The organism is Rickettsia massiliae MTU5, from assembly GCF_000016625.1.
GTDB classification, from domain to species: Bacteria; Pseudomonadota; Alphaproteobacteria; order Rickettsiales; family Rickettsiaceae; genus Rickettsia; species Rickettsia rickettsii.
Window position 1 is genome coordinate 379,272 of the sequence record NC_009900.1, and the last position, 25,313, is coordinate 404,584.

Below are 25,313 nucleotides of genomic sequence, written 5' to 3' on the forward strand. Positions count from 1 at the left end.
AAAGTCAAGCTTTTTGCCTGTTAATTTAATTGTCGAAAACACAGTTTTTATTAGGCGTCTTTTTCCCTCAGCATTCGACAAAACAAAATATTGATGTGCGTGCATTGGCAACTCAATTTACCGTAAAACAATCATTACCTTTATTATGCTCTGCTATCTCTAACATTACTTTATCATGACGTGTTGTTAATTTATATTTCCTTCGTACTCTTCATTTGTAAATATACCTTCTAAAAGTTTACTTCTAAGCTTATCAAGGCTATTTTTTACACTGATAAGCTCTTTATTTAATTCTGTTATTCTTGTGTTATAATAATCTTTTTCATATTTTGCCGATTCTTTAACACTTTTAATTATTTTGCTCAATAAATCAGGCTCAATATACATTGATGCAAAAACTTTTTCTATTTGTTCTATAATGCTTTAGTAACAATAGGCTCGTGACTATGAGGGTAGTATTTGTTACCTTTTTTATAATGTATTACTCCGTGATAAAAAGTATTATTTAATATTTTATGTCGGGCAATGGGGCGTATTAGATGTGTTAGTTAACCCTTATGCACTTGGTACAAGCGACGGTATAAGAATAAGATTTATGCAGGATATCGATATTGCCATAAGACATCCTGAATCTTTTGCCGTTGCTAGGAAATAATCAACTAGCTTTTCTTGCTACTTCCATAGTACGAATACGATTTTAATATGAGGCCATTCATTACGTTGAGCTAATTTTAAATCATATCTTGCTTGTAAATTAATTCATAACTGGGTTGAAGTGTGAAAATATTGACCTAATCTCAGGGCCATATCAGCCGTAAGAGTTCGTTTGCCATGCACTATAGCGTGAATACGGCTAAGGTGGTACATCAATATCACGAGCTAGCTGGTTTTGACTTATATTCAAAGGCTTTATAAATTCTTCATATAAGACATCACCAGGGGGGTTATAAGGTCAAGTAATTGGGTCATAAATATTCTCCTAATGATCACTAACAGCTATGGTTAATGGGTATATGTATATTATACATGAAATCATAATCAGAATAGCAGGACCCAGTTTACTCTTACTGAAGTTTTATATAAGACAGGTGCAGAAGTAGAGCAAATAACAGTAGATGAATGGTATAATTGGCTCGCTTATTTTAGACTGAAAAAATCTAGAAAACAGAGCAACCTAAGAAAATAAAGGTCAAAATATTTAATTATTTTTTATTTAATAAGCTTTAATAAGTGTTTTTGGTTATTTTGTATCTCAGAATTTATTGAATCAAGTTCAAGTGCCTTATTATAAGCGTCAAGTACTAACCTATATTGACCTAGCTTTCCTAAAGTTAGACCTTTATTATTATATATTTTTGAAAATTTAGGATTTAACTCAATTGCTTTATTAAAAAATTCAATAGCTAATTCATATTTTCCTAAAATAGCTAAGTACCTTTATTATGATAATATACTGAAGAGTCTCTCTTATCCTCTAATGCCAAAGCTGGATTAATTTGAATAAAGATTAATATAAGACTTAAAATTAAATATTGTCGGTAGTTTTGCATATTTTTCTTGTGAATTAAATTTTAGTGTAAAAATACACTGAAAATAAACTATTAGAAAGAATAAAAATTATTGTAAGTAAATAAGACTACTAAGGAAGTTAGAGTAACTTTTCGAGGGATTGATAAAACTAGGGGGAGGTGGATGTTGTGCCTTTGATGTTGCAACCAAAGGCAACACCTGCCGTGGTAACCTAGTTGCTCCGGCTTGGCAATTCAGTCGGGCTATCGGTATCCACAAAAATTTTGTTCACCTAGACCGCAGAATTACACTGATTTAAAGCAAATCAATTAGCACTCTTACGCAAGAACCTAGAAATTTACCCGCACTTTTAAGCTACCTTGTTAAGCGAAATATTTACTCGCTACATTCGCATCATAATTAACGCTGTATTCCATCATTTGGTGTTTGGCAGTCACACCGACACCAAAGTTAAAGTTAGTTTTAGCAGGCTTAAAGCTATTAGTCGTAAGTGGGCTGTCCATCCCTTGTACCCTAGCATCGATAGCAGGAGGTTTATCTTTAAAGTTATAGTCTAGCATGCCGTAAATTGCAGGGATTAAAACTATATTTTCTACGTTAATATCTTTTGACATCCTAACACCTGCAAGCCCTTCAATCATATTATACTTCTTCCCTTTAACGATTAAATTTTGGAAAGTTGTACCGGTCTCAGTATAGCCTGAATCTCTAATATCGGAATATCTAATCCCCACGGTCGGTGTTAAATTAATCGCTTTCGGAGCTAAATAACTGTAACCGGCTAAAATCTGTCCGGTATATGAACGTGATTTATATTTGCCGATTGCCGTTTCATAACTGATCAAATTCCTACCCAAAGCAATATTACGCTGTGAATAATTCTTAACTTTACTATCACCGTAAGAAGCTCTACCTTCAAAAAACCAATTTTTATTTGGTACATTATTTATATAAGTCGTATAAAGAGTAAATATTGCTCTGTATTTTACTTTTATCGCCGACATTATTATTTTTCTGCTTTACCTTAGTATCAGCTCTAGTATAAGCAACGCCAAGTAAGAAATCATCGCCTACTCAACTATCAAAACCGACAGTACCGTCGGTTGAGTGAGATTCATAACCGCTTAGATTATTTTGTGCCTTTTGAGTACTATTGCCGACAAAAGGACTAGCTAGCCCACGTGCCGAAATCTACTTCTGTCTCATCACCGGCAGAAATAGCAACTTTATTTTGACTTGTCTGAACTTTATTTATTCGAGAATCTAAAGAAGATAAATTACCGACTATACTATGAGATACAACTTGCATATTTACTGCAGTTATTACCGCTCCCGGTCTTACCATATCTGGTGTAACACGATCTAGTGTTTCTTTTTGCTGCTCAATAGTAAAAAAACAAACTCGTCTTGAAACGTATCCGCCTCAGTATCTTCAGATGCACGGATCAGTGTTGCAATATCTTGTGCCTCCTCCGGTGTAAAACTGCCTTTATCTATTTCTTTTTGCAATATTTCATTGGCTATATTAGTAACCGATAAAGTTAATGATGAAGTATTTATCGACCATTTAATGAAACTCTTGTCATTACCGTCAATGAAAAATTTAATTTTATCGGCAGACAACGGAATTAGGCCATTTCCATCCTCTGAAGATATTAGTGAATATTTAGTATTTTCATTTATTTCTCCTATATGTACGTCAGTACCGTTAAACTGAATCTCTATAAATCCATTTTACTACCGGGTGTAATCATTACCACCGGAATTTTTTGCTTGATCATAGTTTGTAGCCACAATTAGCTTACCTAAAAAACTGCTTTGACCGGTATATGAATACCAGTACTGCATTTAAATTAATCGTAGTACCGTTACCGGTTAAATTACCATTAAAGGCAAGTTTGTTGGTAAATACTAAAGTTGCTCCGCTTGCAACTACACTATTAGCCGTTATATTGTTAGCAAATATATTTACCGAGCCGGGTGATAAGGTAATAATACCGTTACTATTAACGCTACTTGCAAAACTTGTCTTATTATTTGTCGTAATGTTACCAACCGGATTTGCTGCTGTACCTTATACAACCTATAGCCAAATTATGTTTTTGTCTGATTGGTAAAAAATAAGTTGAAAATAAGATAAATTTTACTACTATAGGCTACAATACTTATTACGATATAATATAGCCTTTGGAAAGAATTCTAATAATTTACAAAAAGTTTTTAAAAATGACTATTAATCAGGATGTTTATATAAATCAGTTAAAACCAACTGCGAAAGCAGCAATGCTTATTCGTAACGTAAACCAATTGATCAAGTATTTGAAGCTTTTATAAATCCTAATATTACCTCAAAATTTTGGTTTACTAAAAGTAGCGATAAGCTAGAAGTTAAGAAACAAATCACTTGGACATGGGAAATGTATGGCTTCTCAGCTCAAATTAACGTGCAGGAAATTGAAAAAAATAAACAAATACTTATTGAATGGGATGCGTATAAAAACCCTAACATTGGTAGAATGGCAGGTTATTTCGATTAGTTCAGAAGAAACTTTTGTTACCATTACAAATACCGGTTTTATAGGTGATGAAGTGGTAAAACAGATTATTTTTTTAGCTAAAAGATTTATCTTGGTGCTTGCCGGAGCTAAGGCATTTCTAGAGCATAATATTATTTTAAATCTTGTAATTGATCGCTTTACTAAAAAAATAGATTAATAAAAGAATTAAAACTTTAAATTTTCCTTTAATAGTTTAATATGAGAAACAAATTAAACTTTAAAGATATGTTGCCTATAGTAGCAGCTAAGAATATGCAAACTTCAATTCTAAATCCATTAATAACAAGACTAAAAACCTTATATAGCTCTCATGATACTTTACCAAAGCTAATAGAAGATACGAAAATCAAAGCTCAGTCTTTAGAGGAATATTATGTAAAATTACAGATATTACTAAGTGAAGACGATGAAGCAGCTAAAGCAGCATTACGCGATAAAGTTGTCGGAGAAAAGAAGTCGGTAGAAATAGAGAATATTTTTAAAGCCATAGATACGGAAGAAAAGATAAGGGCGTTGTTTGATAAAAATTATCAAGTTCAAGAAGAAAAAATTGATAATATAGTTAAGTCACTAAATGAAGAAAATAAGTTTGTGATACTTCGCAGAAATCTAACTAATAAAAGTACCTCAGAAATAAAAAATATAGTTGAGAAAATAAACAGAATGCAAGTTGATATAGGTAAAGTATTGTTACTCGGTAGTGCAGGAATAGGTAAAACCACGTTAATGCATTATCTATCTTATAAATGGGGAAAAGAAAAACCGTGGCACGACAAATTTGATTATGTATTTAGAATCAGGTTAAAGGAATTGTGAAGCAATTGGACAGTACGTTACGGTACTAATATAGATGATGATATACTAAGTTGTTTTGTCCATTATTGTTTAGATTCTAAAGATATAAAACTTGAAGATATAAAAAGCATACAAGATAAAGATAGGATATTATTACTACTGGATGGTTATGATGAGGTAGCGTTTTTATCACAGAGTAATCTTGATTACCGAGATATTATGGATTCGGTATTTCAGTATAAAAATATCGTAATGAATTCTAGGCCTAATGCGGTTATAGAAGCAATGAGCAACAGGTTTGAGCGGAAAGTAGATAATACAGGCTGGGATAGTGAGGGAATAGAGCAGCAATATGTACATAAAAATTTTGAGTATGATAAAGAGCTTGGAACACCATTAAAAATCTTTTTGGATACTCATAGCCAAATAAAAGCAATATGTGAAGTTCCTATCAATACTGAATTAATATGTTTGGTTTGGAGCGATCAAACAATAAGGGATAAATTTCAAAAAAAACAGTAATAAAGATTTTAATATAAGTCGTTTATATAGTGAAATAATAAACTGGCTTAATAATAGGCATCTAGAAAAAAACCAAAATAAACATAAAAAACAAAATGAGTTTTTTAGAGCAAAGAGCCTATGAGTCGTTTGTTGCAACAGGGAAGTGAGTAGAGAACAAAGTAGTAGAAAGCAAGAAAGATATATTAGATATAGACGAAGTTATAAGAACAAGGGCTATTAAGAAGAGAAGGGCAAAATTTTCAATTTATTCATTTAACATTTCAAGCATATCTAGCTGCATGTTATTTAAAAAATCAGTTAGCAGATAACAACACAAAATACACAGCAGCAAATTTTATAGGTGCGCATCGAAACGATCCGAAATATCTAATGACTCTGAAGTTTCTAGCAGGGATGGTAAGTAATGACAATAATCAAGAGTGAATAGAAATATTTTGGGAAGCTGTAACATGTAATGTTGATGGAATATTAGAGCTAGGAATTGAAAGAAAGACTATACTCTTAATGCATTTATTAGCTCAAAGCAAAATTAACGGAAAATTTAATAGTAGAATACCGTATTTAAAACAAATACAAGAGTTGATATGAGATCGTACTAAAAGATATTACAGATTGGGAACAACATATAATAGACAGCGGATATTGATCGGAAGAGATTGCTAAGCTAATAAATGAGAAATTACGAAACAAAGAAACTATATTTCAAGCATTTAAAACAGCTATAGAAATAATCACAAGCTTAATAAATAAAAATACGTCGGGTAATAAAACAAAAATTTATGAAAGATTAATCGGTTTATTAAAAGTTGATGATACGCAATTAAAGAAGCTAGTATTACAAAAATTGGCACATATATTAGATGAGACGATAGACGAGATGGTAATACGAGAAAGTGTAAACACAATAACATCATTATTAAATATTTGGGAATTAAATAGATGTGTAAATATAATATTGATTAAAATAATTAATACTATATCTGATTTAGATGAAGAATTATTAAAACAAGTACAAAAATTACAAAATAAATCTTTAGTGACTACTAGCATGATTGAGATAGTAAAGGCAAAACCTAGTTTGGCAAAAGAAGCATTCAAAGTATTAAAAGAACTAGTTAATGATTCCAACGAAAGTATCAAATGTGCAGTTATTGATGGTATAGTTGAGATAGTAAAATAATGCACACAACAGAAGCATTTGATGCATTAAAAGAGCTGATTATTGATCATAATATTGAAGATTGTATTAAGTGTGAAATTGCTAGTAGTATGGCAGAAATAGTAAAAGTGATGCCATCAGAAGAAATAATTACTGGATTGAAAGAGTTACTTAATAATCCTAACTGTTATGTCAGATATGCAGCTGTTTGGAGTTTAGTCGAGATAATAGAAAGAAAGCCTAATATAGCGATAGAAGTATTTATAGGGGTAAAAGAATTGATTATAAATTCTAACATTGATAATTATATTAGGTGTGAAGCGATTATGAATTTAGCGGGAATAGTGGAAGTAATACCTCATCTAGCAGAAAGAGCATATAGTGTTTTAAAAGGGCTACTACTTAATAAGCCTTACTACAACGAAGATGTCAAATATGCAGCTGCTGTAAGTTTAATTAATATAATAAATGTAAGATCATTTGATAAAGCTAGTTATAAACAATTTAATGAATTATTAAAAATAATTTACTTAATTAAAATTGAAGCATTCCAATTTTGAAGCATTCCAATTTGATGAAGATTTACACACAAAGGCAAACACCATCCTACACACAATAACCGATTACATCACTCAAGAATATGCAAAAATAAGGTTAAAAACCAGTAATTTTAAATTACTAGATGCCGGGGCAAATATAAAGATTAGATGCCTATGAAATTTAAGATAGATAGCCACAATAAAACACTAAAAGCTAGTGGAACAATACAAAAAGCAGAAATCTTTAGAGAAATTGAAAGTTTAGCACAAGAAAGCCTATTATTATACGATTACTGTAATGCATTTTATTGGAATATAAAAAATATCATAAATGTTTGCTGTATTGCTGAAACTAAAATATTTAAAAATAATATTAATGAGCAAGAGGGTATAATAAAAATATTAGCAAAAGGTATAGATTTAATAACGCAAAGTTTCTTAATAGATATATTAACAGATTTGGCTTGCAGTATAAGTAGCAGCAAGGCGTGAGAGAAAGCATGGAAATAAAGTAATTAGTATAAACGATATTATTCGCAATAAAATTGGAATGGAAGATTTAGACGATAACTTAAAGAAAATAGCTATTATTAAAACACAAGAACGTAGAAACGAAATAATAAATCAAAAACACCTATATCAAATTCTTATTCCACTAAATTTCGAGCTAATATAAAAGCATTAGGTAATGTAGTTAAAGAATTTGGGCTTCCTAAAGCTATAGAAAGACATGATAAGGACAATATAGCTGTGCAACTAGCTTTAAAGGACTCTATTTTATTTATTGAATCTTTATATACAAACCGTGATGATATATTGCAATGAAAAAAGTGATATATTTTTTAGAAGAAGATAATATAAAGAAGAAAGTTTTTGGCAGATAAGCTTTATACAGGATAAGCAATAACAGCACTAATAAAACATAATGAAGTTGCTTAAATACCAAAAGGTTAAAATTATTATGCTTCTTTAGGATTAAAAAGCTATTGATTATTACAATTTTTTAATTTTTGTTTTAATTGTAATCAACTATTATTAATAAAAATAAGAAATGACTTTTATGGAAGATTTAAGCTCTTGGAAAGAAAAGTTTGAAACTTGCGTTTACGCTAAAAAACTATTAGACAACATCGAATATTTAAACGCTAAAGTAAAAAATCCTGTTGATATAGAAGAAGTTAAAAAAGGTATCTACTACGCTCGCAAGTATCACGGCTTACAAATGCGTCAGTCAGGCGATCCTTATTACTCTCACCCGATTGAAGTAGCGATTATGCTCGCAGAGTTTGTAGCCGAAGAAGCTCCTAAGCTTTATAATGCTATTATGCTGCAAGCTGCTTTACTGCATGATACTATTGAAGATACAGAACTAACTGAAGAAGTAATAACTACAATTTTTGGACCGGAAGTAGCAAAGCACGTAGAGGGTTTAATTAGAATAAAACTTTACGGAAAAATAAGTAGTGAGGAAAGTCTGAATTTGCTAGTTAGACAAAAAAGATATTACAGTATTAATCAAGTTCTTTGACAGAATGCATCATTTACAAACTTTAGGTGCTAAATCACCTGAAAAAATGAGGAAAGTTATAGAGGAAAGTTTAATTAGTTTTGTAAAAATTGCTATGTATATAGAGGCACATGAAATAAAGCAACAATTAATTAAACTGTGCTACAAATAAATTCTGATAAATAATTTCTGCAGGGCTATAATTAAAAGTATTTTTTAATATATTAGCACAATAAATATATGATACATAAAATGCTACAGGACCTGCACAATCTAATAAAAAAACGCTATAATAGTTTTAATATTACTTTATATCTTCTTAGGATCAATATTAGCTTGTTCTAAAGTTTTTCTTAAATCTCGTTTAGCACCCACAAACTCTGGTGTCTCTCTAAGCGAAGTTCTCCCGATGACTCCTACTATAGCGATTCCAGTAACGATTAAAAAAGCTATACGCCAACTAAAACCAACTGAAGTAACTAAAGAAGCTAAGCATAATGCTCCAAAACCACCTAATATACAAAAACTATCTAAAGTTGCTACAGTTGGATATTGTACAGGTGGTTTAATAAATTCAGTTAAATATATATCTGCTCCTATTACTTTTCCCATTGAGGACATGCCTTGTGCCATACGGCATGCTATCATAACCCATGTAGCTACTTCATCATAAGTTGAAGATTTGTCATAATAAAACAAGCTATAGCCATAAGCAAAGTAGTTATTATCATAGTTGATTGTCTGCCTATATTATATCACCAAGCCAACCAAAGATTAATGCTCCTATCGGTCTAAATACATATGTTGAACATAATGCAGCTGCTTCATAGATTAGAGTAGTCTGAGGATCAGCTTGAGGAAAAAATAGCTCGTTGAGAAGCACTGCCATATGTACATATAAATATAAATCAAAATATTCAAGAAAAGTTCCAATAGACAATACCTCATGCTTGTTTTTGTTCTCTATTTAAACTTGTTTGTGCTTTCTCATAGCCGAGCATAAATTCTTTATAAAAAATTAAATTGTAAAGAAATCTATACTGTTTTATATAAAAGTCAATAGGAAATTTTGCTTTACACGAAAATCAGAAAGTGAAGTGCAACTTATTATTAATTTATGTTATCCATTTTGTAAGTATAATTGCACTAGTTTAAAGCGGTATGTCCGTGTACCTGAGCATTCATCACAAGCCCAAAGCCGATTAGCATGGATGCGATCATTGTTCCGCCGTAAGAAATAAACGGCAGCGGTACGCCTACTACGGGAAGCAAGCCCATAACCATAGCTATATTAATAAATACGTGACTAAATAAGATTGAAGTAATACCTATTACCATTAATTTACTAAAAATCTCTCGGCAATTTGCGGCAATTAATAAAGAAATAGTTATAAGTGCAAAATATAATATTAGTAAAAACATTCCTCCTATAAAGCCGAATTCTTCAGCGAAGGTAGCAAAGATAAAGTCAGTTTGATGTTCGGGAAGAAAATCCAAATGGCTTTGGCTACCTTGATTTAAACCGCGTCCAAATAGGCTACCTGAACCTATAGCGATTTTAGACTGAATAATATTATAACTAGCACCGAGCGGATCATGTTCGGGATCTAAAAAAACCATTACCCGTTTTTTTTGATAATCATACATCATATTCCAAGCAATAGGTAGGCTAATAAGAGCAGCAAGACCTAGTATTATAAAATATTTTATTCTAAAACCTGCCGCAAAAAATATAATTGCCGAAACAATTAAAACAATCATTCCTGTACCTAAATCTGGTTCTCTAATTATTAGAAAAGCCGGTATTAAAACTCCTATAATCGGTATAATAACTTTATGAAATTTTGTAAGATCATCAATTGTTAGTGAATGGAAACATCTAGCAAGCATTAGTACAACGGCGATTTTTATCGGTTCGGAAGGTTGAAGCTTAACTATACCGATATCAATCCATCTTTTACCGCCCATGGCAGTTGAGCCGAAAAGCTCCACGGCTACTAGTAAAGCGAGTACGCACAAATAAAAGATATACGATAACCTAAATATTATGCGTAAATCAATTAATGCAATAATAATAGCTAAAGGCAAGAATATACAAAAATTTATAATTTGTTTGTAAGCCCAGGGCTGCAAATTGCTATTTGCTGCAGAATAAAGCACAATGAAACCAATACAGCAAATTAAGCTAATTAGTAAAATTAAAGTAATCGGTAATTTTTGTAATTGTTCTAGATAATTTTTATGCATTGTTTTTGTATTCAGTATAGGTGTTGTATGTCATTCCTGCGAAAGCAGGAATCCAATACTTAAAAGCTTTATAAAAGCTTTATTGAAATTTTATAAGTAAAACTATATAAAAATCTTGATTTCAAAGATTTTTTGAAAAGCTCAATTTATTGCGCTTTTTCCTGGATTCCTGCTTTCGCAGGAATGACATAACAGGACTCCAGCAACAAATCTGCTAACTAACCCCCAACATCAAACACCTTGAAAATAAATACTAATTCGTCAGCTATCTCTTTCAGATAATCAAAACGACCAGCAGAACCTTTATGTCCCGTATCCATATTTGTTTTTAATAATAAAGGATTATTGTCCATTTTTAGTTCTCGTAATTTTGCTACCCATTTAGCAGGTTCCCAGTAACCTACACGTGGGTCGGATATACCGCAAGTAACGAATAGAGCAGGGTAGTTTTGTGCTTTTACGTTATCATAAGGGGAATATGATTTAATATATTCAAAATATTCTTTCTCTTGCGGATTACCCCACTCATTATATTCCAAGAGAGTTAACGGTAAGCTTTCGTCAAGCATGGTACTCAAAACATCAACAAACGGTACATGCGCGATTGCTGCTCTATAGATTTCCGGTTTTTCGTTGAGTACGTAACCGATTAACATACCGCCGGCACTACCGCCCATTATTACTATATTGTTGTTACTTGTATATTGCTCGTTAATTAAAGCTCTACTACAGGCTATGAAGTCTTCAAATGTTCTTTTTTTGGTTAAAAACTTAGCAGCTTCATACCAATCATGACCTAGATCATCGCCACCTCTAATATGAGCAACTGCGTAAATAAAACCGCGATTGGCAAGTGTCACTGCTGTATTTCTAAAATGGACGGGCATAGCGATGCCATAAGCACCGTAACCCATTAGATATAAAGGATTTGAACCGTCTTTTTTAAATAAAGATTTTTTATAAAACAAGGTTATAGGTACTTTTACATCTTCATTATCTGCAAATATTCTCTCTACTTTATACTCCTCCGGGTTAAAGCCTGAAGGTATTTCGTGGCTCTTTAATATCGTTAATTTATCGCTATTAAAATCGTAGCTATAAGTGGTATTGGGTCTTGCTAGAGAAGAGTAATCTATTCTGATATCGTCTTCCTCAAAGTTTGTAGAAAAACTACTTGCTTGGAAACTTTCGTCGGGAAAATGAATTGTGTTTTCTTGTAAATCTTTAAATCGCTTTATTTTAATTAGTGGTAAACCTTGGTCACTATAGTTTAAGATTAAATAATTATTTGTAACATTAAAGCTTTTTAAATATTTGTCTTGTTCTTCCTTAATATAAATATCATCCCAATCATCCCAGCTAGTATTTTCAAAATTATTTACTGGCAGTTTTATAATATGGAAATTTTTAGCTTTATAATTAGTTTTAATATAAAAATAATCGCCATTATATTCTATTTCATAGAATATTTTGTTTTCTGCAGCTCGTACTAATTTAGGCGTAAAACTATCATCCTGCATAGAAATTACGTAAATTTCATTTTCATTATGATTGCCTGAATTTATAAAAATATATTCATGACTTGCTGATTTCTCGCAGCTGATAAAATGAAGAGGGTTTTTTACCTCGAATATTAATTTATCCTGAGTGACCTCTTCACCTAGACGGTGAAACATTACCTTATCCCAGCGTTGATTCTCATTAATAGTAATATAGAAAAAGCCGTTTAAGTGTTCATGCCAAATTATAGTAGGAGCTACAGCTAAATCTCGATCGCTTGATACAAGCGAATTTTGCGGCATTCGCCTATGCTCACGTACATTTGTACGTTCCGCAGGCTCTTCCTGCAATTCATCTTGTCTGAAGCGATCGAGATTTAGCTGTACATTGCCTAATTCATCAGGTAAGTATTTTTGTTCTTTAAGGTTGTATATTTTGATATTGTATTGTTCATTACCTGTAAAATTAACACTATAAGCCATTAAATTGTGATCAGGTGACATTGCAATTGTAGCAACATCAGTGAAACCGCTATTTGGAGCAAGAAGGTTGACATCTAATATTACTTCTTCCGCTGAATCCATATTATTATGCTTTCTGCAATATATCGGATAATTTTTATTTTCCTCTACTCTATGGTAATAGTAATAATCTTTGTTCTTAACATAAACCGATTCATCGTCTAATTTAACCCGTCCTTTTAATTCTTCAAAAATCTTTTCCTTATCATTTTGCAGATCGGCAAAGAAATTTTCGGTATATTGATTCTCAGCTTTTAAATAATCTAAAATTTTAGAGTCTTCTACATTTGGCCACTTAGGATCACGCAGCCAGTGATAATCATCGTTTATTGTTGCTTCGTGAACTTCAAAGCTGTAATTTTGTTTGTCTGTTATTGGTGGTTTCATGTTTTTTATTTTTTTGTGTTATTATGCCTAAAGTCGTCATTGCAAGGAGCCGTAGGCGACGCGGCAATCTAGTAAAATAATAAAAAAATTCTGTAATCAGAATTGTTTACTGGATTGCTTCGTCAAAACTTACAGTTTCTTCTCGCAATGACGATTTTGGTATCTATACAACAATGACATCGAATTATTGTAGTGTTAAAATCAAACTAATTAATAGGAATAATACAATCAATATAGCAGTTTGCTGATTATGCCAAGCAGATATTTTACTTAAAATATTAGCCCAAATAACCTTAAAATTAAGATATTCTGCCGCATCTTCGTTATTGTCTGCCGTTTTTTTATATTTATCGATACTGAAATATATAAATTTTTCAATATATTGGTATAGGTCAAGGTTTATGTTTTCTGTCGAAATGCGTGGTATTTTTCTAAATATTAAAGCCAATAACATTGAGATTGCAAGGATAACTAGCTTAAAGTTAGCAGTATGTGATATTTGAATAGGGTAGAATAAACATATGCATAAAGTTATGATGCAGAAAGAGAGGTAGGGTATAGTTCTTATGTCATTCCCGCGAAAGCAGGAATCCAGAAATATTATAAAGCTTTTATTTTTAAGGTTTTTACTGGATTCCTGCTTTCGCAGGAATGACATAAAGAGAGGCGGGAATGACGTAGAACTCTCCATCAACAACCCAAATAATACGGTACAAGTCGCTATCTTGGAAAATAGCATTACACTATTCTCGTTTAAAATATTAGCTATTTCATCTTTAATATAAGAAGAACTAATAGGCAGTATAGATGTATAGATCAATATACTAATAACAAATCCGCTTAATAAAATAAAATTAATTTGAGTATTCTGAAGATCTTGGTAATGTTTAATATCATACTCATCTTCTATATAAGCGAAATATAAAGCAAATAAACCGTTATATAATATATGTATGAATATAAAGCTTGTAATAAGATAAGCTATATTTGGAGAGTTTATGCTAATAGCCGTTAATATAAAACCAAGCTGTGATACGGTAAGATAACATATTAATCGTTTAAGTTTTTTTTCAATTAGAGACAATACTAATCCGTAAATGATCATTGATATCCCAAAAAACTTTAATATCGCAAGACCGCTAAATAATTTTAAAATGATAATTAAAGTAACTTTAGTAGTAAAACTAATTAAATATACAATACCGCTACTTGAAGCTATAGGATAGCAATGAACCACCCAGCCGTTTACAAAAATAGCCGAGGCATTAATTAAACAACCTGTAAGTATGAATATTGCTGGTAACTCAAAGTTATTTACTGATTCCGTTAAAGAAGTAAAAGTCGTATTACTGGTTGTTTGGATTAGAAGAGTCATACCGATTAAGATTAGCCCGCTGCTGAATAAATGAGTGAGGAAATATTGACGTGCCGGTTTTATCTTTAATTGGTCACAAAAAATAATTATGCAGGCAAAAATCGTCATGAATTCAAGCGAGATTATCATGGAAATAAAATCAGCTGCAAATACGCATATAATAGAGGATAAACAGTATAAACTACCTATTAAGCATTCTAATTTTCTATTTTGGGAAATTGTATAAAGATTTAAGATAGCAGTAACAATTAGAAATGCTAGAGCTATTAGCTGATTTTGTGGGTGAAAATCAAACATAAGCTCAAAATTAGTAAGCGGAAATGTACACTTGGTATTTTGAATAAACATTTTAATCTTTAGAAGAAACTGTTAAAACCTCTAGTCCCTGGATTCTTTTAAAGTCTTTTACATTTAGAGTTAATATCGGAAAACCTTTTGTAATAGCCGTTGCTGCAATAAGCATATCATGAGTTCCTATAGTTGTTATACGTTGTGTGTATAAATCATGAATAATACGTTCATATGTATATACTTCTTCAATACCGAAAGGTAATATAGTAAACAGACTTTTTACGTATTCTATAAAAGCTAAACATTTTATACGTTTATTCTCATTCTTGACTCTATCTACTCCTATTAATAGTTCAGTTAACACAATAGGGCTAATATAAGCCTGATCGTAATGTCTGACCGTAATGTGACCATTGCTTATTAGTACTTACCTTTCCTCTTTCTAAAGCTATGATTATAGCAGTATCAATAATTAATCCCATTTTTCAACCAATTTTTTAATATCTTGTTTAGTATTGCGTCTTATTTCTGCAAGATTTTTCATGCATTGATCAGCATCTTCAGGATCAAGATGTGGACCATTTTTAAAAGCTTCCTCTAAGTCTCTTACTGCTATAGAAGGCTTGATTTCTGCAGGCGTAATCCTTGCTACGATATGATTACCTTTTTGAACGTCAAAGCTTTTGCCTTTATAGTCAACTCTATTCATAATATCTGAAAAAGATCGTACAAATTCTGTTGCTCTAATAATTTGTACCATATTTATACCTTTGATACTTCAAGATTTGGTACGTCAAATTTCGGGATTCGCCTGTGCTCACGTACTATTTATTGTACGCTGTGCAGGCGCACTGCTTATTTGACTTCCAACTTTTGAAGTATCAAAGGTATAAATATTATATGATTATGTGTAAATTATGTAAATATGTTTATGTAATATAAGCTAAAAATTCTCTGATTAAGATTTGAATAAAATAGAAAAGAGTTACGGCACAGCAGCACATTATTATACTAATTTGCATAGAGTAGGGGAGTGGTTTTGTTACGCTAGATTCTACTAAAGAAGGTTTATAAATAGAGCTTAATATTTTGAGCAGGTAAAGGCTTGAGAATATACTACTAGCTATTACGATAATCATAACAATGATTTGATTCTGTTTGCTTGCGGCAAGTAATATTGAGAATTTGCTAATAAATCCGCTAAAGATAGGTATACCGATTAATGATAATGAAGAGATAGATATAATAAAAGAAATTAAAGGAAATTCTTTGGATGTACCATGTAAATTCTGTACTTGATCAGCTTTCTTTAAACTGTAAATACTTCCCATACTATAAAATAAGCAGATTTTTGTAAAAGAATGTGAAACTAAATGGAGTATTGCGGCTCCAAGTGCCTTAGGTGTTAACATGAAAGCACTAAGCAATGCAATGCTTAATTGGTTCATAGTGGAGTAGGCGAGTATTTTTTTGATATTATCCGTGTCTAGGGCTTTGATTGAGCTATAAAATATGCTTACTATCGGTATAAAAATTAACCAGTTAAACTCAGCAAATATCATTTGTAAATACGATAAACCGAATATATATAATAGGATTTTGTAAATACAAAATAATCCGGTTTTAACCACTATTACGGCATGCAGCAAACTACTAATGGGGTAATGTGCAACCATTGCAGCAGGAAGCCATGAATGCACCGGAAAAATTGCAGTTTTAGCAATACCGCAAATAAACATTAACAATAAAATAATTGACTGGTTTTTGGAAAAATAATTTTCTACTAAACTTCCACTTGCAAAATCTCCGTTACCGGCTTTAGTATAAATAATTATCACTGCCGGTAAAAATAATATTGTGGCAGAAATCATCAGAATTTTTAGATATTTATATAACCCGCTAAGTACTATATTATTTTTGGTATGTCCTATTAAAAAAGCTGTAGAAATAGTTAAAAGCTCATAGCAAATAAACATCGTGAATAAGTTGCTAGATAAAGCAATTAAAACACCGATTAGAATAGTTAAGTTAAAGAAAAATAAGAATCTAGAAGAATAGTCTATATTATTAATAGCAAGATATTTAGGAGTGTAAAGTAAAGCACAAATCCATAAAAAACCTATTAAGCTTAAGAAAATAAGCCCTAAAGGTTCAAGATGGAATCCTATAGAGTAATTACCGAATATATTAAATTCAAATCCTGCTCTAATACCTTTTAAAAACAACCAGTCTATAATTAAAATATTACCGAAGAAAAAAATAGCGATAGTAATAAGTAAAAAATTACGTATAAAGCTATCTTTTTGAGTGGCATACGGGCTAGTTAAATTTAATGCACCAACTAGCAAAGTGGATAGAATCAAAAGACTCGGAGTAGTAAATTGTGTAATCATGATAAGCTGTGATACTTTTTTTGATAGTATGGTTAGAGCATTACCTGTATGGCTTTCTATGTCATGCCTAGCTAAAAGTAGACTCCAGAAAAAGCGAGATAAATCGTGCTTTTAGTTTTAAAAACTTACTGTGTTTATATTTTTTAATTACTGGATTTCCGCTTTCGCGGGAATGACAATAGTACCATTTTATAATGGTAAAATAACGATCCTACGGAGCTAAGTAAAATTATAATAAAATCTAATAGTAGATTTTGTGTTAATAATAATTCAAGAATATTTACTTTGATAAAAAATAATGGACTGATAGGTAAGCCACAGCTGCAAATAATAGCAATTATTATTAAAACTTTGTTAGGCTCTCTTTTATAGCTTTCATTATAAGCATCTATCAAGAAAAGAGCTATTTTATTTATACTATCCGCAAGTAATAAACTTGGTAAAACTATTATACCGTTTTCGGTTACGTATAATAAAAATACGTAACCTATTTGAGTGAAACATGAATAAATTATAATATTCTTGAAATCTTTTGCTTGGTAAGCAAAATACGGGGCTATAATAAGAGTAGCTAAAGCGATAGGTTTGAGAAAATTTGTAATAGCCGTTTTAATTGTCTCATAGCCTATAATAATATAAGTAAATTTATATATTATATATATTCCTATTATAGTAGAAATCCCTGCTAAATATACTAAAATAACTGAAGCCGTGTTATTATAAGCTCTCATCATCCAAAAATGCATAGGGAAAAAAGCGGTTTTTAAAATAGCACCTATTAAGAAAAAACCGATAGCTATAGTGATTATACGGGAATTAGTATGTTCTTGTAAATAAGCTGCAATTTCTGCCATATTCAAACTACCCGTAATGCTTAGCAAAAATCCTATAGATATAAGAATAAGAGTTGCACCGATACTACCTATTATCAAATAGTCAAAAGCTCCGATTAAAGATTTTGGATTATTACCTGAGGCTATCAGGACATAGCTACTAAGTGCCGAAATCTCTATAAATATATATAGATTAAAAAAATCGTGAGTAGCAATCATCCCTAAATAGCCCGTATGAGCGAATAATAATATACCGTAAAATAAAGATTTTCTATTATTGTTTATATATTTTAAGATAGTTTGATTAGTAATCTTATGACAAAAAACTAAAAAGAATAATAAAACCAAGTTAAGATAAATAATAATAGCTTGGTTTAGTGCATTTAGCCGATATTCTATTCCTATTTTTGAAGTCCATCCTCCCATGGTATAAGATAGCTCCGTATTTTGTATAATGCTATATCCATAAACACTGACCAAAAGGCTAGATAAAATGCAAATCGTAGTAATTACTCGTGCAAAGGTAATAAAGCGAAAAGATATTATTGAGAGTAAAGCCCCGAATAAAGGGAATAATATTTGTATGATAGGGACATGGTTAGCTAGAATCATTTCTCAAAATTAATTTCATTTTCTGATATTGTACCAAAATGTTTATAAATTTGATATATTAAACTTAAAGCTACGCTAAGAGTAGCAAACCCAACTACTATAGCAGTTAGCATTAATACATGAGGCAAAGGGCTAGTGTAAGTAGTGACGCCCTCTTGTAAAATAGGTACACCGCCTGTTTTAATTTTTCCGATACTTAAATAAAATACTAACACCGAACTTTGAAAGATTCCAAGCCCGATAATTTTATGAATATAATTACGACTTGTAAGCATTATAAATAAGCCGCTAGTTAGTAAGATCAAGGCAAAGAAATATATTAAATGATGCATAATTATATTGTTATTGTAAGAACAGCATTGTTACGTGAATCAGTTTCATCGTCATTGCCACGCTCCTTTTAGTTGATCGCAATGACGTTGGTAGACGTTAATACGCTTTGAAAGACTGATTAAATACGCATGTGACTTTTTTGCCCTTACGTATAGCGAGCTTAGGAAAAACCTGTTCAAGGATCACCATATTAGGATTATCTTGAGCAAGGCGATAATTTACTAAAGATTCTCGAAGTGAATCATCTACAGCAAAAATACCGGAAATTTCAGCGTTTTTATCTCTAAATTGCAGATAAGTAAACTCGCCGTCATCAAAAATTTTAATAGGAGCTATTTCTTCGCTGCCGCTAATATAGTAATTAAAGTTATATTTTTCAGGATGAGTTAGGTCGGGACTTGCTAGGGCAGCAGAAAAAGTTTGCATATGACCGTTCATATTGTCATTTTCGTCATCCGGATAAAGAAACTTTACGTTAAAGACCATTTCAGGATCACGCATATCAAGAGTTTCGGCAGCATATAGTTCAAAGAAGTAAGTCCGTTTATTAGTAATTAAAGTCATATTAGTAGTAGCATCCGGTTCCATCGGTTTAATAAAAATCCTATGACCGGCAGGTACTATTTGCCATGAAGTAGTATCTCCCATAGAAATACTTACTATTTCCTCGTCTCTGGCTAGTTCTATACTTGCTTGATAGCCGTAATATCCTGTGAATTTGAAAACATCGTCAGGGTTATAAGTCATAACTCTTAGACGTGGGTCTCGACCTAGAGGTCGTGATATAGTAAGAGCAAATACATCTAATGTAAGTATTATAAAAGTACAAAATATTATTAGTTGCTTCATATTATTTCTGATTTTTATTCCTTAATAACTTTAGCTTGTAACTAGTAACGGTAAAATTGAACGGCATATCAGGTGATGTACTTGTACTGATAGAATCCATTATAAATCCGATTCTTGCTTCCCATACCATATTTTCTAAAATTGCACCCGTACTATTTTTTGCCAATGATTCAAAAGTAACAACTGCCTCGTTATCGTTTATATTGTTAATTGATAATATATTAATTGAGCGTCTATATAGTTTTTGATATCTTATGACCGGTGATAATGGGTTATCAATATGCATAAAATTAGCAAATTGCATATAAACAATACTCGTAGAAGCATTTTTGATAAAGGTAAATTGTTCTTTTAATATATCGTAATTGTATTCTTCTCGTTGGTTTACATAATTCTGAAGCATAATATTTGCAACAGAGATATAAGGATTTGCTAATGTTGAATGTTTAGTATTAGTAATGGCAGCTTGTTTTTCGGCATCATCTTTTATTAAATAACTTACTTTTTGGTTGGTTGGTAGCAATATGTTGATATTTATACAAATTAAGGTTAATAATAAGGTAAAAATCGTGCATATTAAAAGCAGAAGACTTCTATGACTTAACGGTAAGATATACTTAAAATTATACCATTTTCTTGCATCAATAAAATATTCGCCGGATTTTATATATTCTTGTATTGCGTTGGTTAATGGGTCCATAATTACTAGATTAATATCTAATTTTATTCTGTTTTAACTCTATCATAATTATAATATGATTATGATTTGTTAATTTAATGTTATTTAAGCTATAAAATAAGTTTATATTGTTACTACAATACCAAATATTGTTTAACTTTAAAATTAAAATAAATAAATTATAAATTAAAATTATACAATAACAATTATTGATGGTAGTTATTATTGTTATACTCGTCCCACTTGAAAAATTGGCGACAATGTCTTTATAAGTCCGCAGGTAGCCACGTATTAAGTATACGCTCTACTCCCAAGCTGAACTGCGTATAACTACTCTTTATTTACTTCGGAGTATAATAGTTTACAATCTTTTTAATATTTTTTTCTATTTATAAATAGATTTTTTCAAAAAATGCTTGTGAACTATTGTATAGTAAGGTAATTTTATAAATAGTAACAAGATAATTTAATAATGTATAATTAGAATGTTAAAATCATTAAAGCTTCTATTAGTATTAATTATGCTTGCTCAATTGTTGTCATGTACCCCTTCAGCTCCTTATGAAATTAAAAGCCCGTGCGTTTCTGCTGATATAGATGATGGCTCGAGTGTAAGCGTAAATCCTTGTATAAGAAGACCTGTTAATTCAGTAAATATAGCATAAAAGTAATAGTTTTTTTACACAATAACAATGTAATAATAAAAATACCTTTGATATGAATAATATATTTGGCTTCTTTAAATCAAGTAATAACTCGCAAAGCGGTTCAGGAGATACACAAACGCAAGAAAGTATTAAATCGGCTAATCCTTTAAAAATTACTCAGAATTGGTATGAAGAGCGATCTGATAAGTTACTTGTTCAACGTAACTTACTTATCATATTAATAATACTACTAACCATTTTTATGGTTATCTCAACTTTAGTAATAGCATTTGTAGTAAAATCTAAACAGTTTGATCCTTTTGTTATTCAGCTTAATAGTAATACCGGACGTGCCTCGGTGGTAGAACCTATTTCATCACCGGTGTTAACGACGGATGAGTCTCTTACAAGGTATTTTATAAAGAAATACATAACGGCACGGGAAACATATAATCCGGTTGATTTTGCGACGATAGCTCGTACGACAATAAGATTATTTTCAACAAGCAGTGTTTATTACAATTATCTTGGCTATATAAGAAATAAAGATTTTGATCCTACTTTAAAATATAAAGAAGAGAATACTACATTTTTAGTAATAAAATCATGGTCAAAAATCGCAGCAGATAAATATATAGTTAGATTTTCCGTAAATGAAACATCAGGAAACCAATTAGTTTATAATAAAATAGCGGTAGTAAGTTATGCTTATGTGCCTATGCAATTAACAGATTCAGAACTTGATGTAAATCCGGTAGGGTTTCAAGTTAACGGATATAGGGTAGACGATGACAATAGTTAGATTTTATTTTTTAGTTTTTATATTATTAAGCGGTTTTACAGTACAACGAGAATGTCCACTTGTAGATGATACATGTAATAGTAGTAATAATTATGTAGATGATTTATCTATAACTAAAGATAATAGGATAAAAACTTATATATATAATCCAAATGAAGTTTATTTATTAGTTTTGCATTTTGGCTTTCAATCGCATATAGAATTTGCTAAAAACGAAGAAATCCAAAATATAATTCTTGGGGATGCTTATGCTTGGAAAATAACTCCTTTGGCAAATAGATTATTTATTAAGCCTCTTGAAAAAGATATTCGTACAAATATGACTATTATAACTAATAAAAGAATATATGAATTTGATATCGCTTCTACGGAACTTATGATGGGTAACGAAAGGGATTTAGTATATGTAATTAAATTTTACTACCCTAAGAAAAATAGTAATTACATGGCAAGATTTTAATCGATGTCATTTCTGCGTAGATACGTCATTGCAAGCAGCCGTAGGCTGTGTGGCAATCTCATGAAATAATACAAACTCCTGAGATTGCGGACGTACAATTGCTCTGCGATTTCCTCGCAATGACGGAAAAACCGATCCACGCAACAATGACAATAAAAACACTTTAACTAATATAATTTAGATATGGCTGAAGAGCAAAATAACAATCATAATACCGGTTCTTTATCAGGAGCAGATTCTCCTGAAGTACAAAGAGAATTATCAAAAATTTCGGTTAGCTTTAATAAGAGTATTGCGATAGTAGTTGTAATTTGTGGTATTTTTATATATATTTTTTATACTCTTTTTTTCGGTACTGAAAAAGAAGAAATACCGGAGACTCAGATACCGAGTAATATTGTAAAACCTGTTATGGAGGTTGATGATAATATCCCGGAGATTCCAAAGTTACCTGATCCGCCTAAGCTTGAGACGCCCACCGCGCCTCCACCGCCTCCGGTAGTAAAAGTTCCACCGGTCTTACCTCCTACTACTCCTGTAGAAGAGAATAAAGACAAAACGTTTCCATTGCCGCCGGTTTCGTTGCCTTCGACTTCAGGAACGTTAGTTGAGAGCGATGCAGAGAAGCAACGTCGTGAAGCAAAAAGAAAATCAGCTATAGTGTTAATTGGTAGTGTAGAGCCTAAAAAAACACCGGAACAGATTACGGCAGAAGCAACCTTTAAAGATCGCGGTGATATGTCTTTGGTTCTCGGACGCGGTAAATTAATTGATGCAGTCCTTGAGACGGCAATAAATAGTGATCTCGGCGGTGAAATAAGAGCCATTATTAGTAGAGACGTATTTTCTGAGAAAGATAAAGTTATATTGATACCGAAAGGGTCAAAAGTATTCGGTAAATATGCAACCTCAACTTCGTCAGATAGTTACGGTAGAGTTTCTATAATATGGGATAGAATCGATTTAACTAACGGTTATACTATAGAATTCGACTCACCTGCAGTTGATAATTTAGGTAGACCGGGATTGCAAGGAAGAGTTGATAATAAATATAAAGAACAATTTGCAAATGCCGTATTACAATCCGGCTTTAATATAGGGCTTGCTAAAGTCCTTGATAAGTTAGTGCCGCCTCCTATAGATTCTCAGGCAGCGGCTACCAATAGTGCTACGGCAACACAATTGTTAAATACTGCTCAAACTATTGCGTCTAATACCGCTATGGATGCAAATACTAGGATAGTTACAATTTGTACTAATATACTTGCTGCTATTACCGATAAAACTTCGACTGCTTATACTACTATGACTCAAGCATGTACAACCGCACAAACTGCTTCTTCAGCGAATACTGCTGAGCAGAGACTTCAAACCTTAGTACAGGCAGTTAATACGGCAGCTTCAAGTTTGCTTACTACTACCTCTATAGCATCAACTCCGACGCAAGCACAAAAAGCTTCTACTCAAGCTTTTACGGATGTGACGAATGTTGTACAAAATATGATAACTCAGCAGCAGTTTAAGCCGACGACAACGGTTAATCAAGGTACGCCGGTTAGAATATACGTTAATAAGGATTATAAATTCCCAAAAGCCATTTTATTAAAATCGAAGGTAATGAAATGAATGAAGAATTTGCAGCCTTAGAGACGTTTTTACTTCCTTTTAAAAATTTATTTGCTGAAGGCGGTATTAACGAAATTATGGTTAATAAGCCCGGAGAAGTATGGGTTGAAAAAAAAGGCGATATATATTCTCAGCAAATACCGGAACTGGATAGCGAACATCTACTTGCATTAGGGCGTTTAGTCGCTCAATCTACCGAACAGATGATTTCAGAAGAAAAACCGCTTCTTTCGGCAACTTTACCGAATGGCTACCGTGTTCAAATAGTATTTCCTCCTGCTTGTGAGATAGGACAAATCATTTATGCTATAAGAAAGCCTAGCGGTATGACTCTAACTTTAGATGAATATGCTAAAATGGGGGCATTTGATGATACTGCAACAGAGAGTTTAGTAGATGAAGATGCAGTAATTTTAAATAATTTCTTAGCTGAAAAAAAGATTAAAGAATTTATTAGACATGCAGTTGTTTCAAAGAAAAATATCATAATTAGCGGCGGTACTTCAACCGGTAAAACTACTTTTACTAATGCGGCACTTACTGAAATACCTGCAATAGAAAGATTAATTACTGTAGAAGATGCTCGTGAGGTTGTGCTATCAAGCCATCCTAACAGAGTGCATTTACTGGCTTCCAAAGGAGGACAAGGGCGTGCAAATGTTACTACTCAAGATTTAATAGAGGCCTGTTTGCGTTTAAGACCAGATAGGATTATAGTAGGTGAGCTTCGAGGTAAGGAAGCTTTTAGTTTTTTGCGTGCTATTAATACAGGTCACCCCGGTTCAATATCAACACTGCATGCTGATAGTCCCGCTATGGCTATTGAGCAGTTAAAGCTTATGGTTATGCAAGCAGATCTTGGTATGCCGCCTGAAGAAGTAAAGAAGTATATTTTAACCGTTGTAGATATTGTTGTGCAGTTAAAACGCGGTAGCGGCGGGAAAAGATATGTTTCGGAAGTATATTATAAGAAGAACAAGAACGTTGAGGGGATGGTTTAAAAACGTCATTGCGAGGACATTACGAAGTAATTGACGAAGCAATCTCAGGCCACAATCCTGAGATTGTCACGCTCCTTTTAGTCGCTCGCAATGACGTAAAAATTACTCCACGCAAAAACTAATATATAAGAATAAACTAGGAAT

General features: G+C 31.8%; 30 protein-coding genes and 3 pseudogenes. 15 read left to right on the forward strand and 18 right to left on the reverse strand.

Going from position 1 to position 25,313, the window contains the following annotated elements; all coding sequences use genetic code 11:
• Nucleotides 1-186: 186 nt before the first annotated feature.
• The 5 genes from RMA_RS02010 to RMA_RS02020 form a co-directional block, all read right to left on the reverse strand.
• Entirely contained in the window at nt 187-387 is a 201-nt protein-coding gene (locus RMA_RS02010) for a hypothetical protein (protein WP_041404578.1), read from the reverse strand.
• Nucleotides 388-1,209: 822 nt separating this feature from the next.
• A complete protein-coding gene (locus RMA_RS10695) occupies nt 1,210-1,425 on the reverse strand; it encodes a tetratricopeptide repeat protein (protein WP_337998654.1) in 216 nt (71 codons plus the stop codon).
• Nucleotides 1,426-1,892: 467 nt separating this feature from the next.
• Complete coding sequence (locus RMA_RS02015) at nt 1,893-2,534, reverse strand: autotransporter outer membrane beta-barrel domain-containing protein (protein ID WP_081427868.1); 642 nt, start codon at nt 2,532-2,534, stop codon at nt 1,893-1,895.
• Nucleotides 2,535-2,698: 164 nt separating this feature from the next.
• A complete protein-coding gene (locus RMA_RS10700) occupies nt 2,699-2,839 on the reverse strand; it encodes a hypothetical protein (RefSeq protein WP_238375530.1) in 141 nt (46 codons plus the stop codon).
• Between the two features lie 53 nt (nt 2,840-2,892).
• Nucleotides 2,893-3,153 carry a hypothetical protein gene (locus tag RMA_RS02020; protein ID WP_041404579.1) on the reverse strand — a complete coding sequence of 87 codons (261 nt, stop codon included), beginning with the start codon at nt 3,151-3,153 and terminating at the stop codon, nt 2,893-2,895.
• Between the two features lie 206 nt (nt 3,154-3,359).
• Between RMA_RS02020 and RMA_RS02025 the strand changes: the two genes are divergently transcribed.
• From RMA_RS02025 to RMA_RS02070, 10 genes and pseudogenes are all read left to right on the forward strand, one after another.
• The gene (locus tag RMA_RS02025) at nt 3,360-3,647 is read left to right on the forward strand and encodes a hypothetical protein (RefSeq protein WP_238375531.1); all 288 of its coding nucleotides are present in this window, start codon (nt 3,360-3,362) and stop codon (nt 3,645-3,647) included.
• A gap of 225 nt (nt 3,648-3,872) precedes the next feature.
• On the forward strand, nt 3,873-4,067 hold the full coding sequence (locus RMA_RS12225) for a hypothetical protein (RefSeq protein ID WP_410526296.1): 195 nt from the start codon (nt 3,873-3,875) through the stop codon (nt 4,065-4,067).
• Nucleotides 4,018-4,245, forward strand: coding sequence for a hypothetical protein (locus RMA_RS10240; RefSeq protein WP_202964938.1), 228 nt, complete (start codon nt 4,018-4,020; stop codon nt 4,243-4,245). The genes RMA_RS12225 and RMA_RS10240 overlap by 50 nt, the downstream gene beginning before the upstream one ends.
• Before the next feature lie 41 nt (nt 4,246-4,286).
• A complete protein-coding gene (locus tag RMA_RS10705; RefSeq protein ID WP_238375532.1) occupies nt 4,287-4,904 on the forward strand; it encodes an NACHT domain-containing protein in 618 nt (205 codons plus the stop codon).
• A 231-nt stretch (nt 4,905-5,135) separates the two neighbouring features.
• Nucleotides 5,136-5,405 carry a hypothetical protein gene (locus RMA_RS10710; RefSeq protein ID WP_238375533.1) on the forward strand — a complete coding sequence of 90 codons (270 nt, stop codon included), beginning with the start codon at nt 5,136-5,138 and terminating at the stop codon, nt 5,403-5,405.
• A gap of 847 nt (nt 5,406-6,252) precedes the next feature.
• A complete protein-coding gene (locus tag RMA_RS09200) occupies nt 6,253-6,588 on the forward strand; it encodes a hypothetical protein (protein ID WP_049749347.1) in 336 nt (111 codons plus the stop codon).
• Entirely contained in the window at nt 6,588-7,127 is a 540-nt protein-coding gene (locus RMA_RS02060) for a HEAT repeat domain-containing protein (protein WP_049749349.1), read from the forward strand. The genes RMA_RS09200 and RMA_RS02060 overlap by 1 nt, the downstream gene beginning before the upstream one ends.
• Nucleotides 7,128-7,274: 147 nt before the next feature.
• A complete protein-coding gene (locus tag RMA_RS10715; RefSeq protein WP_012152605.1) occupies nt 7,275-7,598 on the forward strand; it encodes a hypothetical protein in 324 nt (107 codons plus the stop codon).
• Between the two features lie 58 nt (nt 7,599-7,656).
• Entirely contained in the window at nt 7,657-7,782 is a 126-nt protein-coding gene (locus tag RMA_RS11650) for a hypothetical protein (protein ID WP_274377898.1), read from the forward strand.
• A 375-nt stretch (nt 7,783-8,157) separates the two neighbouring features.
• A pseudogene (locus RMA_RS02070) lies at nt 8,158-8,692 on the forward strand (HD domain-containing protein); the annotation flags it as partial.
• Nucleotides 8,693-8,922: 230 nt separating this feature from the next.
• Here RMA_RS02070 and RMA_RS02075 read toward each other — a convergent pair.
• From RMA_RS02075 to RMA_RS02130, 13 genes and pseudogenes are all read right to left on the reverse strand, one after another.
• Nucleotides 8,923-9,312: an MFS transporter gene (locus tag RMA_RS02075; RefSeq protein ID WP_238375534.1), complete on the reverse strand. Its 390-nt coding sequence runs from the start codon at nt 9,310-9,312 to the stop codon at nt 8,923-8,925.
• A 46-nt stretch (nt 9,313-9,358) separates the two neighbouring features.
• Nucleotides 9,359-9,553, reverse strand: coding sequence for a hypothetical protein (locus RMA_RS09795; protein ID WP_041404580.1), 195 nt, complete (start codon nt 9,551-9,553; stop codon nt 9,359-9,361).
• 206 nt (nt 9,554-9,759) lie between these two features.
• Nucleotides 9,760-10,860, reverse strand: a complete 1,101-nt coding sequence (gene rodA, locus RMA_RS02085) for a rod shape-determining protein RodA (protein WP_014408398.1) — start codon at nt 10,858-10,860, stop codon at nt 9,760-9,762.
• Between the two features lie 218 nt (nt 10,861-11,078).
• A complete protein-coding gene (locus RMA_RS02090) occupies nt 11,079-13,268 on the reverse strand; it encodes a prolyl oligopeptidase family serine peptidase (RefSeq protein WP_041404581.1) in 2,190 nt (729 codons plus the stop codon).
• Between the two features lie 184 nt (nt 13,269-13,452).
• Complete coding sequence (locus RMA_RS02095) at nt 13,453-14,991, reverse strand: proton-conducting transporter membrane subunit (protein ID WP_041404582.1); 1,539 nt, start codon at nt 14,989-14,991, stop codon at nt 13,453-13,455.
• A 1-nt stretch (nt 14,992) separates the two neighbouring features.
• Nucleotides 14,993-15,416 (reverse strand): annotated as a pseudogene (vapC, locus tag RMA_RS08130) (ribonuclease VapC).
• A complete protein-coding gene (vapB, locus tag RMA_RS02105) occupies nt 15,407-15,694 on the reverse strand; it encodes a type II toxin-antitoxin system antitoxin VapB (protein ID WP_041404583.1) in 288 nt (95 codons plus the stop codon). The pseudogene vapC and the gene vapB overlap by 10 nt, the downstream one beginning before the upstream one ends.
• A 5-nt stretch (nt 15,695-15,699) precedes the next feature.
• Nucleotides 15,700-15,826: pseudogene (locus RMA_RS09210) on the reverse strand (palindromic element RPE5 domain-containing protein); the annotation flags it as partial.
• A gap of 37 nt (nt 15,827-15,863) precedes the next feature.
• Nucleotides 15,864-17,327, reverse strand: a complete 1,464-nt coding sequence (locus RMA_RS02110) for a proton-conducting transporter membrane subunit (protein WP_041404584.1) — start codon at nt 17,325-17,327, stop codon at nt 15,864-15,866.
• Nucleotides 17,328-17,470: 143 nt separating this feature from the next.
• A complete protein-coding gene (locus tag RMA_RS02115) occupies nt 17,471-18,772 on the reverse strand; it encodes a proton-conducting transporter membrane subunit (RefSeq protein WP_012152612.1) in 1,302 nt (433 codons plus the stop codon).
• A complete protein-coding gene (locus RMA_RS02120) occupies nt 18,769-19,104 on the reverse strand; it encodes a Na+/H+ antiporter subunit C (protein WP_014408405.1) in 336 nt (111 codons plus the stop codon). The genes RMA_RS02115 and RMA_RS02120 overlap by 4 nt, the downstream gene beginning before the upstream one ends.
• A 97-nt stretch (nt 19,105-19,201) precedes the next feature.
• On the reverse strand, nt 19,202-19,954 hold the full coding sequence (virB9, locus tag RMA_RS02125; RefSeq protein WP_041404585.1) for a P-type conjugative transfer protein VirB9: 753 nt from the start codon (nt 19,952-19,954) through the stop codon (nt 19,202-19,204).
• Between the two features lies 1 nt (nt 19,955).
• Entirely contained in the window at nt 19,956-20,654 is a 699-nt protein-coding gene (locus tag RMA_RS02130) for a virB8 family protein (RefSeq protein ID WP_041404586.1), read from the reverse strand.
• Between the two features lie 464 nt (nt 20,655-21,118).
• On the opposite strand from RMA_RS02130, the gene RMA_RS02135 reads away from it, so the two are divergent.
• The 5 genes from RMA_RS02135 to virB11 all read left to right on the forward strand — a co-directional run bounded on the left by RMA_RS02135 (nt 21,119) and on the right by virB11 (nt 25,169).
• The gene (locus RMA_RS02135) at nt 21,119-21,298 is read left to right on the forward strand and encodes a DUF2706 domain-containing protein (RefSeq protein WP_014366024.1); all 180 of its coding nucleotides are present in this window, start codon (nt 21,119-21,121) and stop codon (nt 21,296-21,298) included.
• 52 nt (nt 21,299-21,350) lie between these two features.
• On the forward strand, nt 21,351-22,082 hold the full coding sequence (locus RMA_RS02140) for a virB8 family protein (protein WP_012152617.1): 732 nt from the start codon (nt 21,351-21,353) through the stop codon (nt 22,080-22,082).
• Nucleotides 22,069-22,542: a TrbG/VirB9 family P-type conjugative transfer protein gene (locus tag RMA_RS02145; RefSeq protein ID WP_012152618.1), complete on the forward strand. Its 474-nt coding sequence runs from the start codon at nt 22,069-22,071 to the stop codon at nt 22,540-22,542. Before RMA_RS02140 ends, RMA_RS02145 begins: the two co-directional genes overlap by 14 nt.
• 183 nt (nt 22,543-22,725) lie before the next feature.
• Entirely contained in the window at nt 22,726-24,168 is a 1,443-nt protein-coding gene (locus RMA_RS02150; protein WP_012152619.1) for a TrbI/VirB10 family protein, read from the forward strand.
• Complete coding sequence (gene virB11 / locus RMA_RS02155) at nt 24,165-25,169, forward strand: P-type DNA transfer ATPase VirB11 (protein ID WP_041404587.1); 1,005 nt, start codon at nt 24,165-24,167, stop codon at nt 25,167-25,169. Before RMA_RS02150 ends, virB11 begins: the two co-directional genes overlap by 4 nt.
• Nucleotides 25,170-25,313: the final 144 nt, after the last annotated feature.